Annotated in this window: 30 protein-coding genes; 24 read left to right on the plus strand and 6 right to left on the minus strand. The window is 68.1% G+C overall.

The window, feature by feature from the left end; genetic code table 11:
- Positions 1–13: 13 nt before the first annotated feature.
- The 5 genes from SB816_RS00450 to SB816_RS00470 are packed head-to-tail and all read right to left on the minus strand — an operon-like array spanning position 14 to position 4,309.
- Positions 14–1,003: a biotin-dependent carboxyltransferase family protein gene (locus SB816_RS00450; RefSeq protein WP_049070609.1), complete on the minus strand. Its 990-nt coding sequence runs from the start codon at positions 1,001–1,003 to the stop codon at positions 14–16.
- Positions 993–1,868: a 5-oxoprolinase subunit B family protein gene (locus SB816_RS00455; RefSeq protein WP_410546390.1), complete on the minus strand. Its 876-nt coding sequence runs from the start codon at positions 1,866–1,868 to the stop codon at positions 993–995. The genes SB816_RS00450 and SB816_RS00455 overlap by 11 nt, the downstream gene beginning before the upstream one ends.
- On the minus strand, positions 1,865–3,253 hold the full coding sequence (locus tag SB816_RS00460; protein WP_410546391.1) for an acetyl-CoA carboxylase biotin carboxylase subunit: 1,389 nt from the start codon (positions 3,251–3,253) through the stop codon (positions 1,865–1,867). Before SB816_RS00460 ends, SB816_RS00455 begins: the two co-directional genes overlap by 4 nt.
- A 3-nt stretch (positions 3,254–3,256) precedes the next feature.
- Positions 3,257–3,499, minus strand: a complete 243-nt coding sequence (locus SB816_RS00465; RefSeq protein ID WP_049070603.1) for an acetyl-CoA carboxylase — start codon at positions 3,497–3,499, stop codon at positions 3,257–3,259.
- Positions 3,500–3,538: 39 nt separating this feature from the next.
- On the minus strand, positions 3,539–4,309 hold the full coding sequence (locus SB816_RS00470; protein WP_049070601.1) for a 5-oxoprolinase subunit PxpA: 771 nt from the start codon (positions 4,307–4,309) through the stop codon (positions 3,539–3,541).
- Between the two features lie 258 nt (positions 4,310–4,567).
- Here SB816_RS00470 and SB816_RS00475 point away from each other — a divergent pair, with 258 nt between their 5' ends.
- Positions 4,568–5,485, plus strand: a complete 918-nt coding sequence (locus tag SB816_RS00475) for a LysR family transcriptional regulator (protein WP_049070599.1) — start codon at positions 4,568–4,570, stop codon at positions 5,483–5,485.
- Positions 5,486–5,614: 129 nt separating this feature from the next.
- Positions 5,615–6,256, plus strand: coding sequence for an OmpW/AlkL family protein (locus SB816_RS00480; protein WP_410546392.1), 642 nt, complete (start codon positions 5,615–5,617; stop codon positions 6,254–6,256).
- 17 nt (positions 6,257–6,273) lie between these two features.
- Here the strand turns inward: SB816_RS00480 and SB816_RS00485 are convergent, their stop codons facing one another.
- The gene (locus SB816_RS00485; RefSeq protein ID WP_144656510.1) at positions 6,274–7,146 is read right to left on the minus strand and encodes a LysR family transcriptional regulator; all 873 of its coding nucleotides are present in this window, start codon (positions 7,144–7,146) and stop codon (positions 6,274–6,276) included.
- Positions 7,147–7,211: 65 nt separating this feature from the next.
- Between SB816_RS00485 and SB816_RS00490 the strand changes: the two genes are divergently transcribed.
- From SB816_RS00490 to SB816_RS00595, 22 genes are all read left to right on the plus strand, one after another.
- Complete coding sequence (locus tag SB816_RS00490; protein ID WP_410546393.1) at positions 7,212–8,432, plus strand: YbfB/YjiJ family MFS transporter; 1,221 nt, start codon at positions 7,212–7,214, stop codon at positions 8,430–8,432.
- A gap of 21 nt (positions 8,433–8,453) precedes the next feature.
- Complete coding sequence (locus SB816_RS00495; protein ID WP_054503728.1) at positions 8,454–9,431, plus strand: Bug family tripartite tricarboxylate transporter substrate binding protein; 978 nt, start codon at positions 8,454–8,456, stop codon at positions 9,429–9,431.
- 19 nt (positions 9,432–9,450) lie between these two features.
- Positions 9,451–10,518: an NAD(P)H-dependent flavin oxidoreductase gene (locus SB816_RS00500; protein ID WP_175189697.1), complete on the plus strand. Its 1,068-nt coding sequence runs from the start codon at positions 9,451–9,453 to the stop codon at positions 10,516–10,518.
- Positions 10,519–10,799: 281 nt separating this feature from the next.
- Entirely contained in the window at positions 10,800–11,636 is an 837-nt protein-coding gene (locus SB816_RS00505; protein WP_054503785.1) for an ABC transporter ATP-binding protein, read from the plus strand.
- On the plus strand, positions 11,633–12,421 hold the full coding sequence (mlaE, locus tag SB816_RS00510) for a lipid asymmetry maintenance ABC transporter permease subunit MlaE (protein ID WP_006392341.1): 789 nt from the start codon (positions 11,633–11,635) through the stop codon (positions 12,419–12,421). Before SB816_RS00505 ends, mlaE begins: the two co-directional genes overlap by 4 nt.
- Before the next feature lie 13 nt (positions 12,422–12,434).
- Positions 12,435–12,935: an outer membrane lipid asymmetry maintenance protein MlaD gene (gene mlaD, locus SB816_RS00515; RefSeq protein ID WP_006392340.1), complete on the plus strand. Its 501-nt coding sequence runs from the start codon at positions 12,435–12,437 to the stop codon at positions 12,933–12,935.
- A 91-nt stretch (positions 12,936–13,026) separates the two neighbouring features.
- Complete coding sequence (locus SB816_RS00520) at positions 13,027–13,830, plus strand: VacJ family lipoprotein (protein ID WP_054503730.1); 804 nt, start codon at positions 13,027–13,029, stop codon at positions 13,828–13,830.
- A gap of 38 nt (positions 13,831–13,868) precedes the next feature.
- Entirely contained in the window at positions 13,869–14,498 is a 630-nt protein-coding gene (locus SB816_RS00525) for a phospholipid-binding protein MlaC (protein ID WP_054503731.1), read from the plus strand.
- Positions 14,499–14,674: 176 nt separating this feature from the next.
- Complete coding sequence (locus SB816_RS00530) at positions 14,675–15,472, plus strand: ABC transporter ATP-binding protein (RefSeq protein WP_054503786.1); 798 nt, start codon at positions 14,675–14,677, stop codon at positions 15,470–15,472.
- Positions 15,469–16,281 carry an ABC transporter permease gene (locus SB816_RS00535; RefSeq protein WP_006388063.1) on the plus strand — a complete coding sequence of 271 codons (813 nt, stop codon included), beginning with the start codon at positions 15,469–15,471 and terminating at the stop codon, positions 16,279–16,281. Before SB816_RS00530 ends, SB816_RS00535 begins: the two co-directional genes overlap by 4 nt.
- A 5-nt stretch (positions 16,282–16,286) precedes the next feature.
- On the plus strand, positions 16,287–16,532 hold the full coding sequence (locus SB816_RS00540) for a BolA family protein (RefSeq protein WP_054503732.1): 246 nt from the start codon (positions 16,287–16,289) through the stop codon (positions 16,530–16,532).
- A gap of 2 nt (positions 16,533–16,534) precedes the next feature.
- Positions 16,535–17,815, plus strand: coding sequence for a UDP-N-acetylglucosamine 1-carboxyvinyltransferase (gene murA / locus SB816_RS00545; protein WP_054503733.1), 1,281 nt, complete (start codon positions 16,535–16,537; stop codon positions 17,813–17,815).
- The gene (gene hisG / locus SB816_RS00550; RefSeq protein ID WP_020925616.1) at positions 17,812–18,486 is read left to right on the plus strand and encodes an ATP phosphoribosyltransferase; all 675 of its coding nucleotides are present in this window, start codon (positions 17,812–17,814) and stop codon (positions 18,484–18,486) included. The genes murA and hisG overlap by 4 nt, the downstream gene beginning before the upstream one ends.
- A 45-nt stretch (positions 18,487–18,531) precedes the next feature.
- Complete coding sequence (gene hisD, locus SB816_RS00555) at positions 18,532–19,836, plus strand: histidinol dehydrogenase (RefSeq protein WP_410546394.1); 1,305 nt, start codon at positions 18,532–18,534, stop codon at positions 19,834–19,836.
- Complete coding sequence (gene hisC / locus SB816_RS00560) at positions 19,833–20,924, plus strand: histidinol-phosphate transaminase (RefSeq protein WP_410546395.1); 1,092 nt, start codon at positions 19,833–19,835, stop codon at positions 20,922–20,924. The genes hisD and hisC overlap by 4 nt, the downstream gene beginning before the upstream one ends.
- Positions 20,925–20,936: 12 nt before the next feature.
- Positions 20,937–21,524, plus strand: coding sequence for an imidazoleglycerol-phosphate dehydratase HisB (gene hisB / locus SB816_RS00565; RefSeq protein WP_006388056.1), 588 nt, complete (start codon positions 20,937–20,939; stop codon positions 21,522–21,524).
- A gap of 37 nt (positions 21,525–21,561) precedes the next feature.
- Positions 21,562–22,260 (plus strand): imidazole glycerol phosphate synthase subunit HisH, encoded by a 699-nt coding sequence (gene hisH / locus SB816_RS00570; RefSeq protein WP_054503736.1) that lies wholly within the window; start codon positions 21,562–21,564, stop codon positions 22,258–22,260.
- A gap of 57 nt (positions 22,261–22,317) precedes the next feature.
- Positions 22,318–23,058, plus strand: a complete 741-nt coding sequence (gene hisA, locus SB816_RS00575; RefSeq protein ID WP_006388054.1) for a 1-(5-phosphoribosyl)-5-[(5-phosphoribosylamino)methylideneamino]imidazole-4-carboxamide isomerase — start codon at positions 22,318–22,320, stop codon at positions 23,056–23,058.
- The gene (gene hisF / locus SB816_RS00580; RefSeq protein ID WP_006388053.1) at positions 23,055–23,873 is read left to right on the plus strand and encodes an imidazole glycerol phosphate synthase subunit HisF; all 819 of its coding nucleotides are present in this window, start codon (positions 23,055–23,057) and stop codon (positions 23,871–23,873) included. Before hisA ends, hisF begins: the two co-directional genes overlap by 4 nt.
- 2 nt (positions 23,874–23,875) lie before the next feature.
- Positions 23,876–24,280 (plus strand): phosphoribosyl-AMP cyclohydrolase, encoded by a 405-nt coding sequence (hisI, locus tag SB816_RS00585; protein ID WP_025139940.1) that lies wholly within the window; start codon positions 23,876–23,878, stop codon positions 24,278–24,280.
- The gene (locus SB816_RS00590) at positions 24,277–24,627 is read left to right on the plus strand and encodes a phosphoribosyl-ATP diphosphatase (RefSeq protein WP_006392326.1); all 351 of its coding nucleotides are present in this window, start codon (positions 24,277–24,279) and stop codon (positions 24,625–24,627) included. The genes hisI and SB816_RS00590 overlap by 4 nt, the downstream gene beginning before the upstream one ends.
- 15 nt (positions 24,628–24,642) lie before the next feature.
- Positions 24,643–25,011 carry a histidine triad nucleotide-binding protein gene (locus tag SB816_RS00595; protein WP_049070563.1) on the plus strand — a complete coding sequence of 123 codons (369 nt, stop codon included), beginning with the start codon at positions 24,643–24,645 and terminating at the stop codon, positions 25,009–25,011.
- Positions 25,012–25,013 lie beyond the last annotated feature (2 nt).

Here is a 25,013-nt window from a genome sequence, read left to right on the forward strand (position 1 = left end):
AGCGGGGCGGAGATCAGCCCAGGGCGGCGCGCAGCCGCTCGAGGCGGGCGCGGTAGTCCTTGCGGGCCTGCAAGGCCGTCTCCAGCGTGACCCGCTCGAAGCGGGCCTGCTGGTTGGGCTGCATCTGGCCGACCTTGTCGAGGTCCGCGCTGATCACGGTGCCGATCATGGCGTAGCCGCCGCCGGACACGGCATCGCGATGCAGGATGATGGGTTCCACCCCCGCCGGCACCTGGATCGAACCAATGGGATAGCAGGCGTCGACGATGTTGGACGGATCGGCGCCGGCGCCGAACGGCTGTTCGCGCGGCTGGAACTTCAGCGCGCGGCCCTTCTTGTAGCGGTAGCCGATGCGGTCCGCCTCGGAGGTCACGCTCCAGGCGTCTTCGTAGAACGATGCGGCCGATTCCGGCATCAGGCGATGGTCGTACAGGCCCGGCACCACGCGCAGCACCTGTTCCTTCGGACACTCGCTGGCGAGCGCCGCCGGCAGCGCGCGGCCGACCCGCGTCCCGGGGCGCGGCGCGCCCACGCGCAAGCGGTCGCCGGCCTGCAGGCGGCGGCCCTCGAAGCCGCCGATGGCGCCCAGCGTGTAGGTCGAGCGGCTACCGAGCACCTCGGGCACGTCGATGCCGCCGGCGATCGCCAGGCAGGCGCGCGCGCCGGCCTGCACGAAATCGAATGACAGCCTGGCGCCGGCCGGCACCGCCAGCGCGGTGTTGCAGGCCTGTGCCTGGCCATCGATCTTGGGCGTCATGGTGGCGCCGGTGACGGCGATCACCGCCGCGCGGGTGAAGCGCAGTTCGGGCCCCATCAGCGTGCATTCCAGCACCGCCGCGTCCTCGGGGTTGCCCACCAGCAGGTTGGCGGCGGCCAGCGCGTACTGGTCCAGCGCGCCCGAGGGTGGAATGCCCAGGTGGTAGTAGCCCTGGCGGCCACGATCCTGGACCGACGTCGCCAGCCCGGGCTTGATCACTTCGATGAGCGGTTCGTCATGCGACATGGAGCGTCTCCAGAAGGCGGGCGTTGTACTGTTCGGGCGCCGCCATGAATTCGGACAGCGAGAACGACACGGGACGGATGTCGAGCTGGAAGGTGCCGGCCTCGACCCGCGCCACCGCGGCGTCGTACTCGGCGCGGCTGATCGGCTTGAACTTGACGATGTCCCCGGGACGGAAGAACACCATCGAGTCGCGCAGGTGCGCCTGGCGCTGCGCGGGCTCGAAGATCGGCGCCGGCGTCACGCCGAACATCTGGTAGCCGCCCGCGCCGCGCACGGAATAGATGCAGGCGAAGCAACCGCCATGTCCCACCGTGTGCTTGGGCGTGTCGGTGCGCGGCCGCAGGTACTTGGGCACTTCCAGCTGGCGTTCGCGTTCGACCATCTGGAACATGAACGGCAGCCCGGCCACGAAGCCGACCATCGACACGAACCACGGCGCGGTGGAATGCGCGGCGATGAATGCATCGGTATCGGCAAAGCCGTTGATACGCGCGGCGTATTCCAGGTCGGTCGAGTCGGGGTCCTGGTGGCGCTCGCGAAAGCGCATCAGCGTCTCGTGGGTCCAGGGGTCGTTGTAGAGCACCGGCATCTGGATGACGCGGGTGTCGAGCCGCAGGTTGTCCAGGTCGATGGTGGCCTCGATATCGCGCAGGATGGCCAGCATGGCCTCGGGCGCGACCTGCTCGGGGTCGTAGCGGATCTGGTACGAAGCGTTGGCCGGGCAGATCTCGGTGACGCCGGGCACGGCGCGTTCGCGCAGCGCGCGCGTGATCGCCATGCCCTTGAAGAACGCCGCCAGCGACATCGATTCGCTGATCTCGGCGAAGATGAACTCATCGCCGCCATGGGTGTAGCGCACCGTCATTGGGTCCCCTCCCGCTGCTGCATCCAGCTTTCCAGATAGTTGGTGTGATAGTCGCCGGCCAGCACGCCCGCATCGGCCACCAGGGCGCGATGCAGGGACAGCGTCGACGGCACGCCTTCGAATTCGGTTTCATCCAGCGCGCGCGCCATGCGAGCCAGCGCGGCGTCGCGGTCCTCGTCCCACACGATCAACTTGGCCAGCAGCGAATCGTAATAGGGCGGCACCACGCTGCCGGCATACACCATCGAGTCAATGCGCACGCCCGGACCGGCCGGCCAGCGCACGTGCGACACGGTGCCGGGGCCGGGCGCGAAGTTGCGCGCCGGGTCTTCGGCGTTCAGGCGGCATTCGATGGCGGCGCCGCGCATGACGATGTCCGCTTGCTTGAGACGCAGAGGCTCGCCGTCGGCGATGCGCAGCATCTCGCGCACCAGGTCGATGCCGGTGATGGCTTCGGTGATCGGATGCTCGACCTGGATGCGCGTGTTCATTTCTATGAAGTAGAACTCGCCGCGGGCCTCGTCGTACAGGTATTCCAGCGTGCCGGCGCCGCGATAGCCCACCGATTCGGTCAGGCGCAGCGCCGATTCGCACAGCGCCTGGCGCAGCGCGGGGCTCAGCGCCGGCGACGGCGCTTCCTCGAACACCTTCTGGCGGCGGCGCTGCAGCGAGCATTCGCGCTCGAACAGGTGCACCGCGCGCTCGCCGTCGCCCAGCACCTGCACCTCGATATGACGGGCGCGCGGCAGGTAGCGCTCCAGGTAAACGCCACCATCGCCAAACGCGGCGCGCGCCTCGGCCTGGGCCAGGGGGATGGCCTCGCGCAGCTGCGCCTCGTCGGCCGCCACGCGGATGCCGCGTCCGCCGCCGCCGGCACTCGCCTTGATCATCAAGGGATAACCGATCTGCGCCGCATGGCTCAGGGCCTCGTCCAGCGAGCCGACCACACCCTCGCTGCCCGGCACGGTGGGCACGCCCGCCGCCTTGGCGCAGGCGCGCGCCGCGGCCTTGTCGCCCATGCTGCGGATGGTGCGGGCATCGGGCCCGACGAACACCAGGCCGGCGTCGGTCACGGCCTGCGAGAAGTCGGCGTTCTCGGCCAGGAAGCCGTAGCCCGGGTGGATCGCGTCGGCGCCGCTCTCGCGCGCCGCCGCCAGCAGGGCCTCGGCGTTGAGATAGCTGCGCGTGGCGTGCGCCGGTCCGATGTGCACCGCCGCGTCGGCCAGGCGCACCGCCAGCGCGTCGCGGTCGGCGTCGCTATAGACCGCCACTGTGCGCATGCCCAGCTCGCGCGCGGCGCGAATGACCCGCAGCGCGATCTCGCCGCGGTTGGCGACCAGCAGGGTGTGGATGCGGCGCGGCCGGTAGAAGGAATGCACGCCCATGCCTCAGCCCTCGATCCGCAGCAGCGCCTGGCCGGGTTCGACCGGGTCGCCGTCGGCCACCAGGATCTCGGCGACCACGCCGCCGATCTCGGCCTCGATCTGGTTGAACTGCTTCATCACCTCGACGATGCCGACCACGTCGCCGGGCTGGATGGCGGCGCCCACCTCGACGAACGGCGCGGCGTCGGGACTGGGACGGCGGTAGAAGGTGCCGGGCAGGGGGCTCTGGATTTCTTGCTGCGACATGGGGTTTTCTCCTTGGAATGTATGGGAATGATGGACGGATCAGGACAGCCGCGGCGGCGCGATGCGGATGCCGTGCGCCTCCAGGCGGGCGCGGGTGGCCTGCACCAGCGCCAGCGCGCCGGGGGTGTCGCTGTGGATGCAGACAGAGTCGAAGCCGATCGGAATGTCGCGGCCATCCACGGTGCGCACCTTGCCGTCGGTGCACGCGCGCAGCACCTTGTCGGCCACCTGCTCCGGATCGAGCGCCTGGGTGTAGCGCGTGAACACGATCGAGCCGCTGGCGTCGTAGTCGCGGTCCGCGTAGAACTCGCGCACCACCGGCAGGCCCAGCTCGCGCGCCACCTTGCAGGTCAGCGAGTTCTCCATGCAATACAGCATCAGCGTGGGCTCCAGGTCGCGCAGCGTCTGCACCAGGCGGCGCGACAGGGTTTCGTCGCGCGCGGCGCGCATGTAGAGCGCGCCATGCGGCTTGACGTGCTGCAGCCGCAGGCCATAGAGGCGGGCAAATTCGCGCAGCGCGCCGACCTGGTAGACGATGTCGTTGACCAGGCCCTCGGCGTTCTCGTTCAGATCGCGGCGGCCGAAGCCGACCAGGTCGCGAAAGCCGGGATGCGCGCCGATGCCGATGCCATGCTCGCGCGCCATCACCACGGTGCGGTTCATGATGTTGGGATCGCCGGCGTGAAAGCCCGTGGCGATGTTGGCCGAGCTGATCAGCGGCATGATGGCGTCGTCGACGTCATCGCCGATCTTCCAGGAACCAAATCCCTCGCCCATGTCGGAGTTCAGGTCTATCGTCGCCTTGCTCATGAAACAGGATCTCCTTCCATCTGCGGGCCGGTGGCCCGCGCAATGCCTGCACAGTAGCGAAGCGCCCGAGGGATAAAAAGTTCTTTTTTCGGATCAACGGTTATCTGAATTTTTGATGCCCCGCATTACGCACCAAATCAGGGCGATTACCGGATTCCTATGAAATTTCAGGGATTTCCCTGAGATTCGGCGCACCCCCATGGCGCGGATAAACAGATATTCTGGTGGCTGACTACCTATTAATCAGATATTGCCGCCATGTCGCTTACCCTCCGGCAGCTCAAGTATTTCGTCGCGGCCGCCGAACTCGGGCAGATCTCGCAGGCGGCGATCCAGTTGGCGATCTCGCAATCCGCCGTCACCACCGCCATCCGCGAACTCGAGGAGATCGTGGGCTCGCCGCTGTTCCAGCGCAGCGCCAGCGGCGTGGCGTTGACCGAGACCGGGCGCGGCTTCCTCAACCACGCCTACAACATCCTGTCGTCGGTCGACGAGGCGCTGCGCATGCCCAGCGCCGACGGTCGCGAGAGCGGGAGGTTGCTGCTGGCAGCGTCCTATACCGTGATCGGCTACTTCCTGCCGTACCACCTGCAGCGCCTGTCGCAGCTCTATCCCAACCTGGACATCCAACTTCACGAACTGAACCGCAACGCCATCGAGGAAGGCCTGATCGCGCACCGCTACGACATGGCGGTGCTGCTGACCTCGAACGTGGTGAACCCGGAACTGGCCGTCGAGCATTTCTTCGGCTCGCCGCGGCGGCTGTGGGTGCCGGCGCGCCATCCGCTGCTGGCGCGCGACACTGTCACGCTGGAAGACGTGGCACACGAACCGTTCATCATGCTGACCGTCGACGAGGCCGCGCACACCGCGCTGCGGTACTGGAGCGAGACGCCGTTCCGCCCCGACGTGCGCCTGCGCACCTCTTCGGTGGAAGCGGTGCGCAGCATGGTGGCCAATGGCGGCGGCGTGGCGGTGCTGTCGGACATGGTCTATCGGCCGTGGTCGCTGGAAGGCCGGCGCATCGAGACCATCCAGTTGAAGGATCCGATCCCGCCGATGAACGTGGGGCTGGCGTGGCGCAAGGGCGCGGACATCACCGGCCCGATGCGCGCGGTGCGCGACTATTTCCGCCACGCGTATGCCGTGCCGCGTGGCACCGACAACTTGCGTTGAGTCCGATTCGTACGTATTTGTGGCGCCGCTACCACGCGCCGCGTTGCCGCTTGATACACGTCAAGGCCCGCTTTTCCCGCCTCTGCGAACCTGAATGCCTGCATTCACGCAATACACGGAGAGAGGAAAATGTTCGCGATGTCTTGGCGCCTGCGCGCCCTTGCCCTGGCCACTGCCTGCGGCGCCCCCCTGATGCTTGCCGCCCCCGCCCATGCCCACGAAGCCGGCGACATCCTGTTCCGGGTCGGCGCGACCCAGGTACGCCCCGCGTCCAACAACGGCACGGTGCTCGATGGCACCGTCAAGCTCGACGCCAACAACAACGTGCGCCCCAGCTTCACGCTGGCCTACATGGCCACGCGCAACATCGGCATCGAACTGCTGGGCGCCTGGCCGTTCCAGCATGACGTGCGCGGCAGCGGCCTGGGCAAGATCGGTTCCAGCAAGCAATTGCCGCCGACCCTCAGCCTGCAATGGCACATCCTGCCCGACAGCATGGTTCAGCCCTACATCGGCGTCGGCGTCAATTACACCAAGTTCTTCGACACCAAGGCCGAGGGCGCGCTCAAGGGTTCCGACCTGAAGATGGGCGATTCCTGGGGCGTGGCCGCGCAACTGGGCGCGGACATCAAGATCAGCGAGCGCTGGTTCATGAACGCCGACATCCGCTACATCGACATCAAGTCCAAGGTGAAGCTCAACGGCGAACACATCGGCACCGCCCGCATCAACCCGTGGGTCGCCACGCTGGGCGTCGGCTACCGCTTCTGATACCCACGTCCCATCGGCTACTGGCGCCGCTGCGCCAGTAGCTGCCGCAACGCCTGCAATGCAGGCGTTTCGTCGTCCGCGCGCCAGATCAATCGCGTCTGCGCGCGGCCGTGCCTGCCAGCCAGCGGCGTCACGCGCAGCGACGGCTCCGCGCCCAGCAGCGCCAGCACCGAGCGCGGCACGATCGCCACGCCCGAGCCTGCCGCCACGCACGCGACGATGGCGTGGTACGACGCGAATTCCATCACCTTGCCCGGCGCCACGCCTTCCTGGCCGAACCACGATTCCAGGATGCGTCGGTACGAACAGCCCGCCGCGAACGCGATGACACTGCGATCGCCGACATCCTTGGGGCCATGGATCTCGGGCCAGGCCAGCGGCGAGATCAGCGCCAGTTCTTCCTCGAAAGCCGGTTGCTGCGCCAGGCCCTGCGCGTCGAAGGGCTGCGCCACGAAGGCGGCGTCGATCTCGTAGTTGCGCACCATGGCCGCCAACGCGCCCGACGTGCCCGTGACCAGTTCGATCCGCACCTTCGGCCAGGCCGCGTGATACGTCGCGAGGATAGGGGGCAGGCGCGCCGCGGCCGTGCTTTCCATGGTGCCGATGCGCAGCAGGCCCTGCGGCGCGCCGTCGCGCACGGCCACCTGGGCCTCGGCCGACAGGCGCAGCATGCGGTCGGCGTAGGACAGCAGCACGCGCCCCTGTTCCGACAGCACCAGGCGCCGGTTCTGGCGGCGAAACAGCGGCGCCTCCAGCGTCGCTTCAAGCTGCTTGAGGCGGGTCGAGACGTTCGACTGCACCCGGTTCAGGTGGGCCGCGGCGCGCGCCACGCCCCCGTGGTCGGCCACCGCCTTGAAGATCTGCAGCGCGTCGAGATCCAAATTTCTCATTTCAAGAACTCATGTTCTTAATAATTCACTATTCAAGATATTAGTACAGCCGTAGAGTGGGAGCCATGTCAATAGCCGCCCACCCCGATCCCGCGTCCCCGCGCGGCGCCATCCGCCTGGCCTTGCCGGCCGCGCTGGCGCTGGCCGCCGCCATGGGCATCGGCCGCTTCGCCTTCACGCCGGTCTGGCCGTTGATGGCGCAGGAGGCCGGCTTGTCGCTGGCTCAGGGCAGTTGGCTGGCGTCGGCCAATTACGCGGGTTACCTGCTGGGCGCACTGGCGGCGGCGGTGCGGCCGCCGCGCCATCCGCGCGCCATGCTGGCGATCAGCCTGCTGGCCGTGGCCGTGCTGACGCTGGCCATGCCGGCGTTCCACGGCGTCCTGGCTTGGAGCCTGCTGCGGCTGGCGGCGGGCTATGGCAGCGCCAGCGCCTTCATCTGCGTGGCCGCGTCGCGCGCGGTCGCCCCGGGCGACCCGCGCGCGCCAGCCGTGTCGGCCATCACCTACGCCGGCGTCGGCGCGGGCATCGCGCTGACCGGCCTGGCCTGTCTGGGATTGATGGCCGCCGGCGTCGGCGCCAATGCAAACTGGATCGCGCTGGGCGCGCTGGCGCTGCTGCTGTCGGCCCTGGCCTGGCCCGGGCTGAAGCGCCCCGGGCCGGCCCGCCACCTGGCCGCCGCGCCCGCGCCCGGGCGCCTGCCGCCGGGTATCGGCCGCCTGGCGCTGCATTACGGCGTGTTCGGCGCCGGCTACATCATTCCCGCCACCTTCCTGCCCGCCATGGCGCGCGAGATCATTCCCGATCCCGCCGTGTTCGGCTGGGCCTGGCCATTGTTCGGCCTGGCCGCCGCGCTCTCCTGCCTGGTGGCGCCGCGCGTGGCGCAAGCCCGAGACGACAAGACGGTGTGGCGCGGGGCGCAGGCGTTGATGGCGCTGGGCATGCTGGCGGCGGCGCTATGGCACGACATCGCCGCGATCATCGTCGCCGCGCTGCTGGTGGGCGGCACCTTCATGGTCATCACGCAATCGGGCATGCTGGTGGCGCAACGACTGGCCGGCAGCGCCGCGCCACGGGCCGCGGCCGTCATGACCTCGGCCTTCGCCGCCGGCCAGATCGTGGGGCCGCTGCTGGCCTCCGCCGCCGCGCGCTGGGGCGCCACGCTGCCGCAAGTGCTGGCGGCAGGCGCGGCATTGCTGGCGCTGTCGGCCTGGCGCTTGGGGAAAATCAGCACCACGGGCGGCAACGCTGGGCATAATGCGATCGGTTCCCGGGAACCATCACATTAAGAGAAAGAGGAGTCACCCAGCATGAAATCGCTACGCCCCCTGGTCGCCGCCCTGGCCACCTTCGCCGCCCTGAGCGGCACCGCCCACGCCCAGGCCGCCGACTGGCCCGCCAAGCCCATCACCATGATCGTGCCCTACGCCCCGGGCGGCTTTGCCGATACCCGTGTGCGCCTGCTGGCGCGCAAGCTGGGCGAATCGCTGGGCCAGCCGATCGTGGTCGAGAACAAGGCGGGCGCGGGCGGCGTGGTCGGCACCAACCTGATCGCCAAGGCGGCGCCCGACGGCTACACCATCGGCACCGGCAACCTGGCGCCGATGGCGGTCAACCCGTCGCTGATGAAGGACATGCCGTACAACCCGCAGAAGGATCTGGCGCCCGTCATCCTGATCGAGAACAGCCCCCTGGTGCTGAGCGTGAACAACGAGCTGCCGGTCAAGACCCTGGCCGACCTGATCGCCATGGCCAAAAAGCAGCCGGGCAAGCTGTCATTCGGTTCGTCCGGCGTGGGCGGCGCCCATCACCTGTCCGGCGAGATGTTCCGCGAGCAAGCCAAGATCGACATCGTGCACGTGCCCTACAAGGGCGGCAGCCTGGCCGCGACCGACCTGATGGGCGGCCATATTTCGATGATGTTCGAGATGGGCTACTCGGCGCTGCCGGCCATCCAGGGCCAGAAGATCCACCCGATCGCGGTGACCTCGGCCAAGCGCCTGGCGGTGCTGCCGGACGTGCCCACCATGGCCGAATCCGGCCTGCCGGGCTTCGAGTCGTACAACTGGCAGGGCATCGTCGCCCCCGCCGGAACCCCCGCGCCCATCATTGCCAAGCTCAATGCCGAGTTCAACCGCATCCTGAAGGAACCCGACGTGCAGAAGGCCATCGCCGACACCGGCAGCCAGGCCGGCGGCGGCACGCCCGAGGAATTCGGCGCGTTCATCAAGAGCGAAACGGACAAGTGGGCGCACGTCATCCAGGCTGGAAACATCCAGCTGCAATAAGCCAACCAGGAGGTTTCCCATGACATCCCGCCTATCCGATCTGCTCAAGCTTGACCACCCCATCATCCAGGCGCCCATGGCGGGCGGCGCGACGACGGTGGAACTAGTGTCGGAGGCTTCCAAGGCGGGTGTCCTGGGTTCGCTGGGCGCGGCCTACCTGTCGCCCGATCAGATCGAGACGGCGGCCGCCGGGATCCGCGCGCGCACCGACCGGGCGTTCGGCATCAACCTGTTCGCGGCGGTGCCGGAGCAACCGTACCAGGGCGACGCCAGCCGCATGCTGGCGCTGCTGGCGCGCTACCACGCCCAACTGGGCCTGCCGGCGCCCGTCGCGCCCGGCCCGCAGGCCGACCCGCTGCCCGGCCAGATCGAGGCCGTGCTGCGCGTGAAACCGGCGGTCCTGAGCTTCACCTTCGGCCGCCTGCCCGCGGACGTGCTGGCGCGCTGCCGCGAACTGGGCATCCTGACGATCGGCACCGCCACCACCGTGCGCGAAGCGGTGGTCCTGGAGCAGGATGGCGTCGATGCCGTCGTGGCGCAGGGAGCGGAGGCGGGCGGGCATCGCGGCACCTTCCTGGACGATTTCGAGCATTCGCTGGTCGGCACCATGGCCCTGGTGCCCCAGGTGGCCGACGCGGTATCGATCCCGGTGATCGCCTCCGGCGGCATCATGGACGGCCGCGGCATCGCCGCGGCGCTGGCCCTGGGCGCGGATGTCGCACAAATGGGGACGGCCTTCCTGACCACGGACGAAGCCGGCATCGGCGATGCCTACAAGGCGGTGCTGCCGGCCTCGCGTTCCGAACAGTCGCGGGTGACCCGGGCCTTTTCCGGACGCCCGGCGCGCGGCATCGCGAATTCGTTCATGCGCGACGCCGATCAACTTTCAGACGATATCCTGCCTTACCCGCTGCAGAACGCGCTGACCCGCCCCATGCGCACCGCCGGCGGCCAGGCCGGCAACGTCGCCGTCCTGTCTTTGTGGGCCGGCCAGGGCGCGCCGCTGGCGCGGCGCGAAAGCACGGCCGCGCTGGTGGCGCGGCTGGCCCGCGAAACCGCCGCGGCGCGCGGCCGCGGCCGGGCCTGAACGGGGCCGGCGCAAGGGATTCCGGGGGGCCGACAGGCCCCGCCGATTGTTCCCAATGCCGAAAACACTGTTCCATAGACAACCCTAACGCACTGCGATGACAGTTCGTCGGGCTACAATGGCCCCTCGCCGCCGGGTGCGACGGGTCTTCCCTCGTCCCCGGCATATGAGTAACAGGGCGCTTCCCGACGCAGCCCGTCTCGCTCGCGCCGGCCGGATGATCCGCCCAGGCACGAACGTGGCGGCAGGGCATTCGCCACCGAAACACCCTTTTGTTGCCCATGCCCGATCAAACCCGCAGCACCCCGGAATTCGCCCTGCGCCTGCAAGGTGTGGCGCTAGGCTACGGTGATTTCACCGTCTTGCGCGACATTTCCATGGAAGCGCGTTCGGGCCAGGTGGTCGCCATCATGGGCGGCTCGGGTTCAGGCAAGACCACGTTGCTGCGGGCCGCCACCGGCCAGCTCACTGCGCAACAAGGCACCGTGCTGGCGTTCGGCCAGGACATCGCCCGCGCCACCCCCGCCGAACTGCAATCGCTGCGCAAGCGCATGGGCGTGCTGTTCCAGCAGGGCGCGCTGTTCACCGACCTGAACGTGTTCGAGAACGTCGCCTTCCCGCTGCGCGAACACACCACGCTGGCCGAATCCGAAATCACGGCGCGCGTGCTCGACAAGCTCGACGCCGTCGGCCTGCGCGCCGCCGCCCACCTGAAGGTGGCCGAGATCTCCGGCGGCATGTCGCGCCGGGTGGCGCTGGCCCGCGCGGTCGTGCTGGAACCCGAACTGATCCTGTACGACGAACCCTTCGCCGGCCTCGATCCGATTTCACTGGGTATCACCGCCCGCCTGATCCGCAGCCTGGCCGACCGCCTGGGATGCGCCTCGGTGCTGATCACCCACGACGTGCACGAATCGTTCGCGATTGCCGACCAGGTCTATCTCGTGGGCCAGGGCCAGCTCAAGGCCGCCGGCACGCCCGAGAGCCTCTCGGCATCGCAGGACCCCTACGTGCAGCAATTCCTCAAAGGCGAGCCCGACGGCCCGGTCGCGTTCCAGTATCCCGAAACGCCGGCTTTCCAGAAGTGGCTGTCGCAACAACAAGGGCGCAAGGCATGAGCGGATCCAACAACGCCGTGAGCGCGCTGGGCGGCTGGGTGCGCACCCGCATCGCCGGCATCGGCTACTTCACCCGTTTCTTCGGCGCCATGCTGGCCCGCAGCGGCATCGCGCTGTCGCGGCCGCGGTTGGTGTCGCAGCAAATTCATTTCATCGGCAACTTTTCGCTGCTGATCATCGCCGTGTCCGGCATGTTCGTGGGTTTCGTGCTGGGCCTGCAGGGCTATTACACGCTGAACCGCTACGGCGCCGAGGAATCGCTTGGCCTGCTGGTGGCGCTGTCGCTGGTGCGCGAACTGGGGCCGGTCGTGACCGCGCTGCTGTTCGCCGGCCGTGCCGGCACCTCGCTAACCGCCGAGATCGGCCTGATGAAGGCGGGCGAACAACTGTCGGCCATGGAAGTCATGGCCGTCGACCCGATGCGCCGCGTGCTGGTGCCGCGCCTGTGGGGCGGCATCATCGCCATGCCGATCCTGGCCGCCGTGTTCTCCATGGTGGGCATCCTGGGCGGCTGGGTGGTCGGCGTGCTGATGATCGGGGTCGATGCCGGCGCCTTCTGGTCGCAGATGCAGGGCGGCGTCGATGTCTGGAACGACGTCCTGAACGGCGTCATCAAAAGCCTGGTCTTCGGCGTCACGGTGACGCTGGTGGCGCTTTACGAAGGCTGGCAGGCCAAGCCCACCCCCGAAGGCGTCGCCCGCGCCACCACCCGCACCGTGGTGGTGGGCTCGCTGGCGGTGCTGGGGCTGGACTTCCTGCTGACCGCCTTGATGTTTGGAAACTGATTACGGATCGATCATGTCTCGCGAAAAAACCGATTTCTGGGTAGGCCTGTTCGTCTTGCTGGGCGCGGCCGCGCTGGCGTTCCTGGCGTTGCGCGCCGGCAACTTGAGCACCTTTTCTTTTGCCCCCACCTATACGCTGACGGCCAATTTCGATAACGTAGGCGGCCTCAAAGTGCGCGCGCCCGTGAAAAGCGCCGGGGTCGTGGTCGGCCGGATCTCCAAGATCTCCTTCGACGACAAGACCTTCCAGGCGGTCGTCGCGATGAACCTGGAAACCGCCTACCAGTTCCCCAAGGACTCTTCCGCGGCCATTCTCACCTCGGGCCTGCTCGGCGAGCAGTACCTGGGCCTGACGCCGGGCAGCGAAGACGACAATCTGGCCGAGGGTGGCAAAATCCGCTATACCCAAAGCGCCGTGGTGCTGGAACAGCTCATCAGCAAGTTCCTGTACGGCTCGGCCGAGAAGGAAGGCACGAACGCGGCTGGCGCGCCCGACGCGAAAGCCCCGAATTGAAGAGGACCCGTCACGCCCGGCAACAACCCGAAGCTTGACGCGCCGCACGCTGCAATAAAAATAGAAATCTGCTGATAGGGATGCCCTGATCATGAACACGAAAGCTCTTTCCCGCATTGCCACCGTCGCCGCCGCCGGCGCGCTGATGGCGGGCTGCGCCGCGCCGCAGCACCCGGATCCGCGCGATCCCTGGGAAGGCTTCAACCGCGGCGTGTACAAGTTCAACGACACGGTCGACCGCGCGGTCTTCAAGCCGGTGGCGCAGGCCTACACCTACGTCACGCCGGAACCCGTGCGCAGTTGCGTCCACAACATCTTCAGCAACGTCGGCGATCTCTGGTCGGGCACCAACAGCTTCCTGCAGGGTCGCGGCCACGACTTCGTCAACACGCTCGGCCGCTTCCTGTTCAACACCACCATGGGCGTGGGCGGCTGCTTCGACGTCGCCTCGGCCAACGGCGCGCGCAAGATCCCGAACGACTTCGGCACCACGCTGGGCGTCTGGGGCTTCAGCCAGGGGCCGTACCTGGTGCTGCCGTTCTTCGGCTCGGCGAGCGTGCGTGATGGCGTCGGCCTGGTCGGCGACTGGCAGGGCCGCATGCGCGGCTACATGGGCGTGAGCGCCATCGACAACGTGGCCCTGCGCAATTCGCTGTGGGGCCTGGAAGTGGTCGACACGCGCGCCAGCCTGCTCAACGCCACCGACACCATCGACCGCGTGGCGCTCGACCCGTACAGCTTCGTGCGCGACGCCTACCTGCAGCGCCGCGCCGCGATGGTCAACGGCCAGCGCGTCGATGACGAATCCAGCCTGCCCAACTACGAGGACGACGAGGACGACGCCGCCAAGGCCAAGGGCGCGGCCGCGCCGGTCGCCAACCCCGCAACCAAGTAAGCTGTCGGATTGCGTTTTCAGTACAGCAAGGAGTTTCCATGCGGTTTTCTTTTTTTCCCCTGCTCCAACGCCTGGCCTTTGCCGGCCTGCTGGGGCTCGCGGCAACGCCCGCCGTGCAGGCGCAACCCAACGCCAACGGCGCGCCCAACGATTTCGTGCTGGCGGCCGCCAATGAGGCGCTGGACGTCCTGAAGGCCGACGGCGCCGTCAAGGCCGGCAACACGGCCCGCATCAACCAGGTCGTGAACGAGCACATCCTGCCTTACGTCAACTTCCAGAAGACGACGCGGCTGGCCGCCGGGCGCTACTGGCGCCAGGCCACCGAACAGCAGCGGACCGCCCTGGCCGACGCTTTCCGCGGCACCCTGGTGCGCACCTACAGCGGCGCGCTGACGCGCGTCACGTCGGGCACCACCATTACGGCCCTGCCGTTCCGCGGCGACCCCAAGGCCGACGACGCGGTCGTGCGCACGCTCATCAGCCAACCCAACGGCCAGCCGGTCGGCGTCGACTACCGCCTGGAAAAGACGCCCCAGGGCTGGAAGATCTACGACATGAACGTCGAAGGCATCTGGCTGATCGAGAACTACCGCAACCAGTTCGCCCAGCAGATCAACCAGAATGGCATCGACGGCCTGATCCAGGCGCTGAACCAGCGCAACCAGTAACGATCCCGTCCGGCTTGTCCCGGCCCGGCGCGCCCCTGCGGTCCGCCGGGCCTGTCATTTTTGGGGACGGACCATTGCGCCACGCCCCCACGGCCGCCGGGGCTATCGGCGCCTCGCGTAGCGGGGCGCTTATATAATGATCAATTCGCTCTTTGCCGGGCACCCTCGCCGCCGTCATGTCTGCCGTCAGTCTTGAGAACGTCTCCAAAATCTACTCGCCGCGCCGCAGCGGCTGGGGCAAGCTCACCGGGCGCGCGCCTGGCGCCGGCTTCCAGGCCCTCGACAATGTCAGCCTGAACATCGAGCACGGCGAGTTCTTCGGCCTGCTCGGGCCCAACGGCGCCGGCAAGACCACCCTGATCTCCATCCTGGCCGGGCTGGCGCATGCCACCGCCGGCCGCGCCACCGTCTGTGGCTACGACGTCGTGGCCGACTACAAGTCGGCACGGCGGGCGCTGGGCGTCGTGCCCCAGGAACTGGTCTATGACCCGTTTTTCACGGTGCGCGAGACGCTGCGGATCCAGTCAGGCTATTTCGGCCTGCGCAAGAATGACGACTGGATCGACGAGATCCTGTTCAACCTGGGGCTGGCCGACAAGGCCAACTCGAACATGCGCGCGCTGTCCGGCGGCATGAAGCGCCGCGTGCTGGTGGCGCAGGCGCTGGTGCACCGCCCGCCCGTGATCGTGCTGGACGAGCCCACCGCGGGCGTCGACGTCGACCTGCGCCGCACCCTGTGGGAATTCATCTCGCGCCTGAACAAGGCCGGCCACACCATCATGCTGACCACCCACTACCTGGAAGAAGCGGAAGCCCTGTGCGGCCGCATCGCCATGCTCAAGGGCGGCCACATCGTGGCTTTGGACACCACCCAGGCGCTGCTGGCCCGCGTCGGCGGCGTCGACCTCGAGGACGCCTTCGTGCGCATCATGCACCAGGACGACGCCCCGCAACCCGAAGGTATTCCGCAATGACGCAGCCCGCCGCCAATGCCAGCCAGCCGCTGGTGCAGCCCCGACTGGACGCGGGTTCCGGCTTTCCGACCCTGCTGCGCAAGGAGTTGCTGCGCTTCTGGAAAGTCAGCTTCCAGACCATCGCCGCGCCCGTCATCACCGCGCTGCTGTACCTGCTGGTGTTCGCCCACGTGCTGGAAGGGCGCGTCATGGTCTATGGCAGCGTGCCGTACACCGCGTTCCTGATCCCCGGGCTGATGATGATGAGCATGCTGCAGAACGCCTTCGCCAACCCGTCGTCGTCGCTGATCCAGAGCCGCATCACCGGCAACCTGGTATTCATGCTGCTGCCGCCGCTGTCGCACCGCGACATTTTCGCCGCCTACGTGCTGGCGGCCGTGGTGCGCGGCCTGGCCGTGGGCCTGTGCGTGTGGGTGGTGGCGCTGTTCTTCGTCTCGCTGGTGCCGTCCAACCCGCTGTGGCTGCTGGTGTTCGCGGTGCTGGCCTGCGGCATCATGGGCGTGCTGGGCCTGATCGCCGGCCTGTGGTCCGAGAAATTCGACCAGTTGGCGGCGTTCCAGAACTTCCTCATCATGCCGGCCACCTTCCTGTCCGGCGTGTTCTATTCCATCCATACGCTCCCGGCCTTCTGGCAGGGCGTGTCCCACTGGAACCCCATCTTCTACACCATCGACGGCTTCCGCTACGGATTCTTCTCGGTGTCGGACGTCTCCCCCTGGCGCAGCCTGGCGGTGGTGACGGGGGTGTTCCTCGCGCTTTCGATCTATGCGCTGCGGCTCCTGGCCAGCGGCTACAAACTCAGGAACTGACGTCCATGCTTCCCACTCCCGCGCAAGTCCGCCAATACATCGCGGACGGCCTGCCCTGTGAACACCTCGACGTACAGGGCGACGGCTCGCATTTCGACGCGGTCATCGTCAGCGCCGCCTTCGAAGGCAAGCGCCTGATCCAGCGCCACCAACTGGTCTACGCGGCGCTGGGCGACCGCATGAAAGCCGAGATCCACGCTTTGTCGATGCGCACCCTGACCCCGGCCGAATACACCCAGGCGGGCAAGTGACCATGGACAAGCTACGCATTACCGGCGGTGCGCGCCTGCATGGCGAAGTCACCATCTCCGGCGCCAAGAACTCGGCCCTGCCGATCCTGTGCGCCGGCCTGCTGACGGCGGACCCGCTGACCATCGCCAACGTGCCGCACCTGAACGACACCGCCACCATGCTGCGCCTCCTGGGCCGCATGGGCGTGCGCGCCGAACGCGCCAACGACGGCATCGTGACCCTGCAGGCCGACCGCGTCGACAGCCTCGAAGCGCCGTACGACCTGGTCAAGACCATGCGCGCCTCGATCCTGGTGCTGGGCCCGCTGGTGGCGCGCTTCGGCGAAGCCCGCGTCAGCCTGCCGGGCGGCTGCACCATCGGCCAGCGGCCGGTGGACCAGCACATCAAGGGCCTGGCGGCGCTGGGCGCCGACATCAGCATCGAGCACGGCTTCGTGGTGGCGCGCGCCAAACGCCTGAAGGGCGCCTCGATCCGCACCGACATGGTCACCGTCACCGGCACCGAGAACCTGCTGATGGCCGCCGTGCTGGCCGAAGGCCAGACCGTGCTGGAAAACGCCGCGCGCGAGCCCGAGGTCGTCGACCTGGCCGAGCTGCTCATCAAAATGGGCGCCCGCATCCAGGGCCACGGCACCGACCGCATCGTGATCGACGGCGTCGAACGCCTGCACGGCGCCGAGCACCGCGTGATCTCCGACCGCATCGAGGCCGGCACCTTCCTGTGCGCCGTGGGCGCGGCGGGCGGCGACATCGTGCTGCGCAACACCGACGCCGGCATCCTCGGCGCCACGCTCGACAAGCTGACCGAGGCCGGCCTGGCCATCGAGACCGGCCCCGACTGGATCCGCGGCGCCATGTCGAAGCGCCCCAAGGCCGTGGGCTTTCGCACCCATGAGTACCCCGGCTTCGCCACCGACATGCAGGCCCAGTTGATGACGCTGAACACGGTGGCCGAAGGCACCTCGGTGATCGTCGAGAACATCTTCGAGAACCGCTACATGCACGTGCAGGAACTGCGCCGCATGGGCGCGGACATCGACATCGACGGCCACACCGCGGTGGTGCGCGGCATCGCCCGCCTGTCGGGCGCGACGGTCATGGCCACCGACCTGCGGGCCTCGGCCAGCCTGGTGATCGCCGGCCTGGCCGCCGATGGCGACACGCTGGTCGACCGCATCTACCATCTGGATCGCGGCTACGATCGGATGGAAGTCAAACTGCGCGCCCTGGGCGCCAATATTCAACGCGTCGTTGAACGCACTAGCGGCAAGGAATCGGCATGAGCAATGCCCCGCTCGCCCCGCTGACCCTGGCTCTGTCCAAGGGGCGGATCTTCGAAGAAACCATGCCTTTGCTGGCGGAAGCCGGCATCGAGGTGCCCGAGAACCCCGAAAGTTCGCGCAAGCTGATCCTGCCGACCAGCGATCCCGGCCTGCGCCTGATCATCGTGCGCGCTTCCGACGTGCCGACCTACGTGCAGTACGGCGCGGCCGACCTCGGCATCGCCGGCAAGGACGTGCTGATCGAGCACGCCGCGCAGCAGCCCGGCGGCCTGTACCAGCCGATCGACCTGAACATCGCCAAGTGCCGCCTGGCCGTGGCCGTGCGCAACGGCTTCGACTACGAGGCCGCGGTGCACCAGGGCGCGCGCCTGCGCGTGGCCACCAAGTACGTGCAGTCAGCCCGTGAACACTTCGCCTCCAAGGGTGTGTACGTCGACATCATCAAGCTGTATGGTTCGATGGAACTGGCGCCGCTGGTGGGCCTGGCCGACTGCATCGTGGACCTGGTGTCCACCGGCGGCACGCTGCGCGCCAACGACCTGGTCGCGGTCGAGGACATCATGCCGATTTCCTCGCGCCTGATCGTCAACCAGGCCGCGCTGAAGACCCGCGGCGAACGCCTGCAACCGCTGCTGGACGCTTTCGAGCGCGCCGCCTCCCGCAACGCCTGACCCAGGCCGCCGCCCCGCGCGGCGGCCGCCACCCGCCTGAACGCCATGGCCCTGATCAATCGTCTCGACTCCCGCGATCCCGGATTCGCATCCGCCCTGTCCAAACTGCTGGCCTTCGAGGCCACCGAGGACGAGTCCATCGACCGCGCCGCCGCCGGCATCCTGGCCGACGTGCGCGCCCGCGGCGACGCCGCGCTGGTGGAATACACCCAGCGCTTCGACCGCATGCCGCACGCGTCCGCGGACACGCTCGAAGTCCCCAAGGCCGACTGGCACGCCGCCCTGGCCGCGCTGCCGGCCGCCCAGCGCGACGCGCTGCAGGCCGCCGCCGAGCGCGTGCGCCGCTACCACGAACGCCAGCGCGCCGAGACCTGGACCTACACCGAAGCCGACGGCACGGTGCTGGGCCAGCAGGTCACGCCGCTGGACCGCGTCGGCCTGTACGTGCCGGGCGGCAAGGCCGCGTATCCGTCGTCCGTGCTGATGAACGCCATCCCGGCCAAGGTCGCCGGCGTGCAGGAACTGGTCATGGTCACGCCCACGCCGGACGGCGCGCGCAACCCCATCGTGCTGGCCGCAGCCGCCATCAGCGGCGTCGACCGCGTGTTCGCCATCGGCGGCGCGCAGGCCGTGGGCGCGCTGGCCTACGGCACCGCCACCGTGCCGGCCGTGGACAAGATCGTCGGCCCGGGCAACGCCTACGTGGCCGCCGCCAAGCGCCGCGTGTTCGGCGTGGTCGGCATCGACATGATCGCCGGCCCCAGCGAAATCCTGGTGATCTGCGACGGCAAGACGCCGGCCGACTGGATCGCCATGGACCTGTTCTCGCAGGCCGAACACGACGAACTGGCCCAATCCATCCTGCTGTGCCCGGACGCCGCCTTCATCGCCGAGGTCGAGGCCGCCATCGCGCGCCTGCTGCCGACCATGCCGCGCGCCGACATCCTGCGCACCAGCCTGGCCAACCGCGGCGCGCTGATCCAGGTGCGCGACCTGGACGAAGCCTGCCGCATCGCCAACGACATCGCCCCGGAACACCTGGAGATCTCCACCGAGCAACCGGAAATCTGGACCGCCAGGATCCGCCACGCCGGCGCCATCTTCATGGGCCGCTTCAGCTCGGAAGCCCTGGGCGACTACTGCGCCGGCCCCAACCACGTGCTGCCGACCTCGCGCACGGCGCGTTTCTCGTCGCCCCTGGGCGTCTATGACTTCCAGAAGCGCTCCAGCCTGATCCAGGTCTCGCACCAGGGCGCCCAGACGCTCGGCCGTATCGCCGCCGAACTGGCGCTGGGCGAAGGCCTGCAGGCCCACGCCGCCAGCGCCCAGTACCGGATCGACCAGCCATGAGCGAGGTCGCCGGCCGCATCGCCGGCACCATCCGGCCCGATATCCGCAAACTGACCGCGTATCCGGTGGCGCACGCCGAAGGCTGCATCAAGCTGGACGCGATGGAATCGCCCTACGAACTGCCCGAGGCGGTGCGCGACGACCTCGCCCGGGTGCTGCGCGATACGCCGCTGAACCGCTACCCGGCCGCCGACCTGTCCGAACTGCGCCAGGCCGTGAAGACGGCCTTCGGCGTGCCCGCCGGCGCGGGCGTGCTGTTCGGCAATGGTTCGGACGAGCTGATCCACATCGTGGTGCAGGCCTGCTGCAACCCGGGCGAGGTGGTGCTGGCGCCGTGGCCGTCGTTCGTCTATTTCGACATGGCGGCGCGCTTCGACCACGCCCGCTTCGTCGGCGTGCCGCTCGCCGAAGATCTGTCCCTGGATCTTCCCGCCATGCTGGCCGCGATCCGCGAACACCAGCCCAAGGTGGTGTTCCTGGCCGTGCCCAACAATCCCACCGGCGGCGCCTGGTCGGACGCCGACATGGCCGCCATCATCGCCGCCGCCCCCGGCCTGGTGGTGGTGGACGAGGCCTACCAGCCGTTCACCGACCGCAGCTGGATGCCGCGCCTGCTGGACGCGCCCAACGTGGTGGTGATGCGCACGGTGTCCAAGATCGGCCTGGCGGGCCTGCGTTTCGGCTACCTGGCCGGCCACCCGGACTGGGTCGCCGAACTGGACAAAGTGCGCCCGCCCTACAACCTGGACGTGCTGACCCAGGCCGCGCTGCTGACGGTGCTGCGCCACAAAGCGGTGCTGGACGAGCAGGCGGCCCGCCTGCGCGCCGACCGTGAACCACTGGCGACGGCGCTGGCGGCGCTGCCCGGCGTCAGGGTATTCCCTTCCGCGGCCAACTTCATACTCGCGCGCTTTTCCGGCAAGCTGGACGGCAACGCCGTGCATCTTGCCCTGAAACAGCGCAAAATATTGGTTCGAAACTTCTCCAACGCCCATCCGCTCCTGGCCGGCTGCCTCCGCATCTCGGTAGGTTCCCCGGACGAGAACGCCGCTTTGCTATCGGCACTGCAAGACATCCTGAGTGCCTAATCGAGTCCTGACATGCGTACCGCAGAGATCACCCGCAACACCAACGAAACCCGCATCCGCGTGGCCATCAACCTGGATGGCACCGGCAAGCAGACGATCGACACGGGCGTGCCCTTCCTGGACCACATGCTGGACCAGATCGCGCGCCACGGCCTGATCGACCTCGACATCAAGGCCGAGGGCGACCTGCACATCGATGCGCATCACACGGTGGAAGACGTGGGCATCACGCTGGGCATGGCCATCGCCAAGGCGGTCGGCACCAAGGCCGGCCTGCGCCGCTACGGCCACGCCTACGTGCCGCTGGACGAGGCGCTGTCGCGCGTGGTGGTCGATTTCTCGGGCCGTCCCGGCCTGGAATACCACATCCCGTTCACCCGTTCGCACATCGGCGCCTTCGACGTCGACCTGACGCGCGAATTCTTCCAGGGGCTGGTCAACCACGCGCTGATCACGCTGCACATCGACAACCTGCGCGGCACCAACGCCCACCACCAATGCGAAACGGTCTTCAAGGCCTGTGGCCGCGCGCTGCGCATGGCCATCGAAGTCGACCCGCGCATGGGCGACGTCGTCCCCTCGACCAAGGGCGTGCTGTAAGCTGCGCGACCTCCCGCCACGCATCAGGTAAACCGAAGTGACCACTATCGCCATCGTCGACTACGGAATGGGAAACTTCCACTCCGTCGCGCGCGCGCTCAAGTACGCCGCCCCGGACGCGGACATCCGCATCTGCAACCAGCCCCATGAAATCGACGCGGCCGACCGCGTGGTGTTCCCGGGCCAGGGCGCCATGGCCGACTGCATGCGCACCCTGAACGAATCCGGCCTGCGCGAAGCGGTCGTCAAGGCCGCCCGCAGCAAGCCGCTGCTGGGCGTCTGCGTGGGCGAACAGATGCTGTTCGATTCCAGCGAAGAGGGCGCCACCCCGTGCCTGGGCCTGTTCCCCGGCGTGGTGCGCCGCTTTGCCGGTCCGCGCTTCGCCGACCCGGTCGCGGCCGACGACGCGGCCTGCGAGGCCGACACCGGCACGGCCGGCCCGGTCGATGTCCGCCCCGAGCGCCTGAAAGTCCCGCACATGGGATGGAACAAAGTGCGCCAGACGCGCTCTCACCCTATCTGGGACGGCATTCCGGACGACACGCATTTCTATTTCGTCCATAGTTATTACGCCGACCCGGCCGATACGAGCCTGACCGTTGGTGAAACCGATTACGGCGTCGCCTTTACCTGCGCGGTGGCGGCAGCTAACATTTTCGCGGTGCAGTTCCACCCCGAGAAGAGCGCCGAGCACGGTTTGCGCCTGTATCGCAATTTTGTAGACTGGCAGCCGTAAGCCCACCCGGCCGACGCGCGCCAGCCCGTTCAACCCCATATTTTCCCGCTGCCCACCATGCTGCTGATCCCCGCCATCGATCTCAAAGACGGACGCTGCGTGCGTCTGCGCCAGGGCGACCTGGACGATGCAACGGTGTTCTCCGAAGACCCCGCCTCCATGGCCTCGCAATGGCTCGACCAGGGCGCCCGCCGCCTGCATCTGGTCGACCTGAACGGCGCCGTCGCCGGCAAACCGAAGAACGAAGCGCCCATCAAGGCCATCCTGGACGCCGTCGGCGACGACATCCCCGTCCAGATCGGCGGCGGCATCCGCGATCTCGACACTATCGAACGCTACCTCGACGCCGGCATCTCCTACGTGATCATCGGCACCGCCGCGGTCAAGAACCCGGGCTTCCTGCAGGATGCCTGCGGCGCCTTCCCCGGCCAGATCATTGTTGGCCTGGACGCCCGCGACGGCAAGATCGCCACCGACGGCTGGAGCAAGCTGACCCGCCACGACGTGCTCGACCTGGCCAAGAAGTTCGAGGACTACGGCTGCGAAGCCATCATCTATACCGACATCGGCCGCGACGGCATGCTGTCGGGCGTGAACGTCGAGGCCACCGTGCGCCTGGCGCAGCACGTGCGCATTCCCGTGTTCGCCTCGGGCGGCATCGCCGGCATCCAGGACATCGAGGCGCTGTGCGCCGTCGAGGAAGAGGGCGTCGAAGGCGCCATCCTGGGCCGCAGCATCTACGAAGGCACGCTCAACTTCCAGGCGGCGCAGGCCCGCGCCGACGAATTGGCCAAATGACCACCTCCAGCAGTACCTCCGGGGCGGGCGCGCCCGCCCAGAGCGCGCTGACCCGCCGCATCATTCCCTGCCTTGACGTCACCGCCGGCCGGGTCGTCAAGGGCGTGAACTTCGTCAACCTGGCCGACGCCGGCGACCCCGTCGAGATCGCCCGCCGCTACAACGAGCAGGGCGCCGACGAGCTCACCTTCCTGGACATCACCGCCACCAGCGATGGCCGCGACCTGATCCTGCCCATCATCGAGCAGGTCGCCTCGCAGGTCTTCATCCCCCTGACGGTGGGCGGCGGCGTGCGCCAGGTGTCCGACATCCAGCGCCTGCTGAACGCCGGCGCCGACAAGATCAGCATCAACAGCGCCGCCGTGGCCAATCCGGAACTGGTGCGCGCGGCCTCCGACTACCACGGCTCGCAATGCGTGGTGGTGGCGATCGACGCGCGCCGGGTCTCGGCCGCGGGCGAAGCGCCGCGCTGGGAAGTCTTCACCCACGGTGGCCGCAAGGCCACCGGACTGGACGCCGTGGCCTGGGCCCGCCGCATGGCCGCCTACGGCGCCGGCGAGATCCTGCTGACCAGCATGGACCGAGACGGCACCAAATCCGGCTTCGACCTGGAACTGACCCGCACCGTGTCGGATGCCGTGCCGGTGCCGGTCATCGCCTCGGGCGGCGTCGGCACCCTGCAACACCTGGCCGACGGCGTCACCACCGGCCGCGCCAGCGCCGTGCTGGCCGCCAGCATCTTCCACTTCGGCCAGCACACGGTCGGGGAATGCAAGCGCTTCATGGCCGAGCAGGGCATCGAAGTAAGGATATGACGATGAGCAACGAACCCAGTTGGATGGCCGACGTCGTCTTCGACGAGAACGGCCTGATCCCCGCCATCGCCCAGGACGCCGACAACGGCCAGATCATGATGGTGGCCTGGATGAACCGCGAATCGCTGGCCGAGACCGCCGCCACCGGCCGCGCGGTGTACTGGTCGCGCTCGCGCCAGCGCCTGTGGCGCAAGGGCGAGGAATCCGGCCACGTGCAGCAGGTGCACGAGCTGCGCCTGGACTGCGATGGCGACGTGGTGCTGCTCAAGGTGCACCAGGAAGGCGGCATCGCCTGCCACACGGGCCGAGCCAGTTGCTTCTACCGCCGCCTGGAAGGGCAGACCGACCAGGCCGCCTGGGTTACCGTGGACCCGGTGCTGAAAGACCCCGAACTGATCTACAAATGACCGACTCGCCCCTGACCGCCCACGACGTCCTGGCCCGCATCGCCGACACGCTGGAGACCCGCCGCCCCGAGAATGGCGGCGACCCCAAGGCCTCGTACGCGGCCAAGCTGCTGTCCAAGGGCCCCGACGCCTTCCTCAAGAAGATCGGCGAGGAAGCCACCGAGCTGGTCATGGCCGCCAAGGACGGCGTGCCCGAACGCATCGTCAGCGAAACCGCCGACCTGTGGTTTCATTGCCTGGTGGCGCTGACGCACTTCAACCTGCGCCCCGACGACGTGCTGGCCGAACTGGCCCGCCGCGAAGGGCTGTCGGGCCTGGCCGAAAAGGCCAGCCGTCCCCAGGACTGACACGGAACCGGAAAAATGAGCGCCAACTGTATTTTCTGCAAGATCGCCGCCGGCGAGATCCCGTCCAAGAAGGTCTACGAGGACGAGGACTTTGTTGCATTCCACGATATCAACCCGGCCGCGCCGGTGCATTTATTGCTGATCCCTCGACGTCATGTCACATCCATGCAGGATATTACGGCCGAGGACGCAGGTTGGTTGGGTAGAATGATGGCATTGGCGCCGCGGCTTGCCGCTGAAAACGGTTGCACCCCGGGCCCTGATGGCGGGTTTCGCATCATGATCAATTCTGGCGTCGAAGGCGGCCAGGAAGTCCCGCATCTGCATTTCCACATCATCGGCGGTCAGCGACCCTGGAAAGGGCGCATGGCCCCCACTGCGTAATA

This window comes from Achromobacter sp. SIMBA_011 (genome assembly GCF_046535435.1).
GTDB lineage: Bacteria > Pseudomonadota > Gammaproteobacteria > Burkholderiales > Burkholderiaceae_B > Achromobacter > Achromobacter dolens.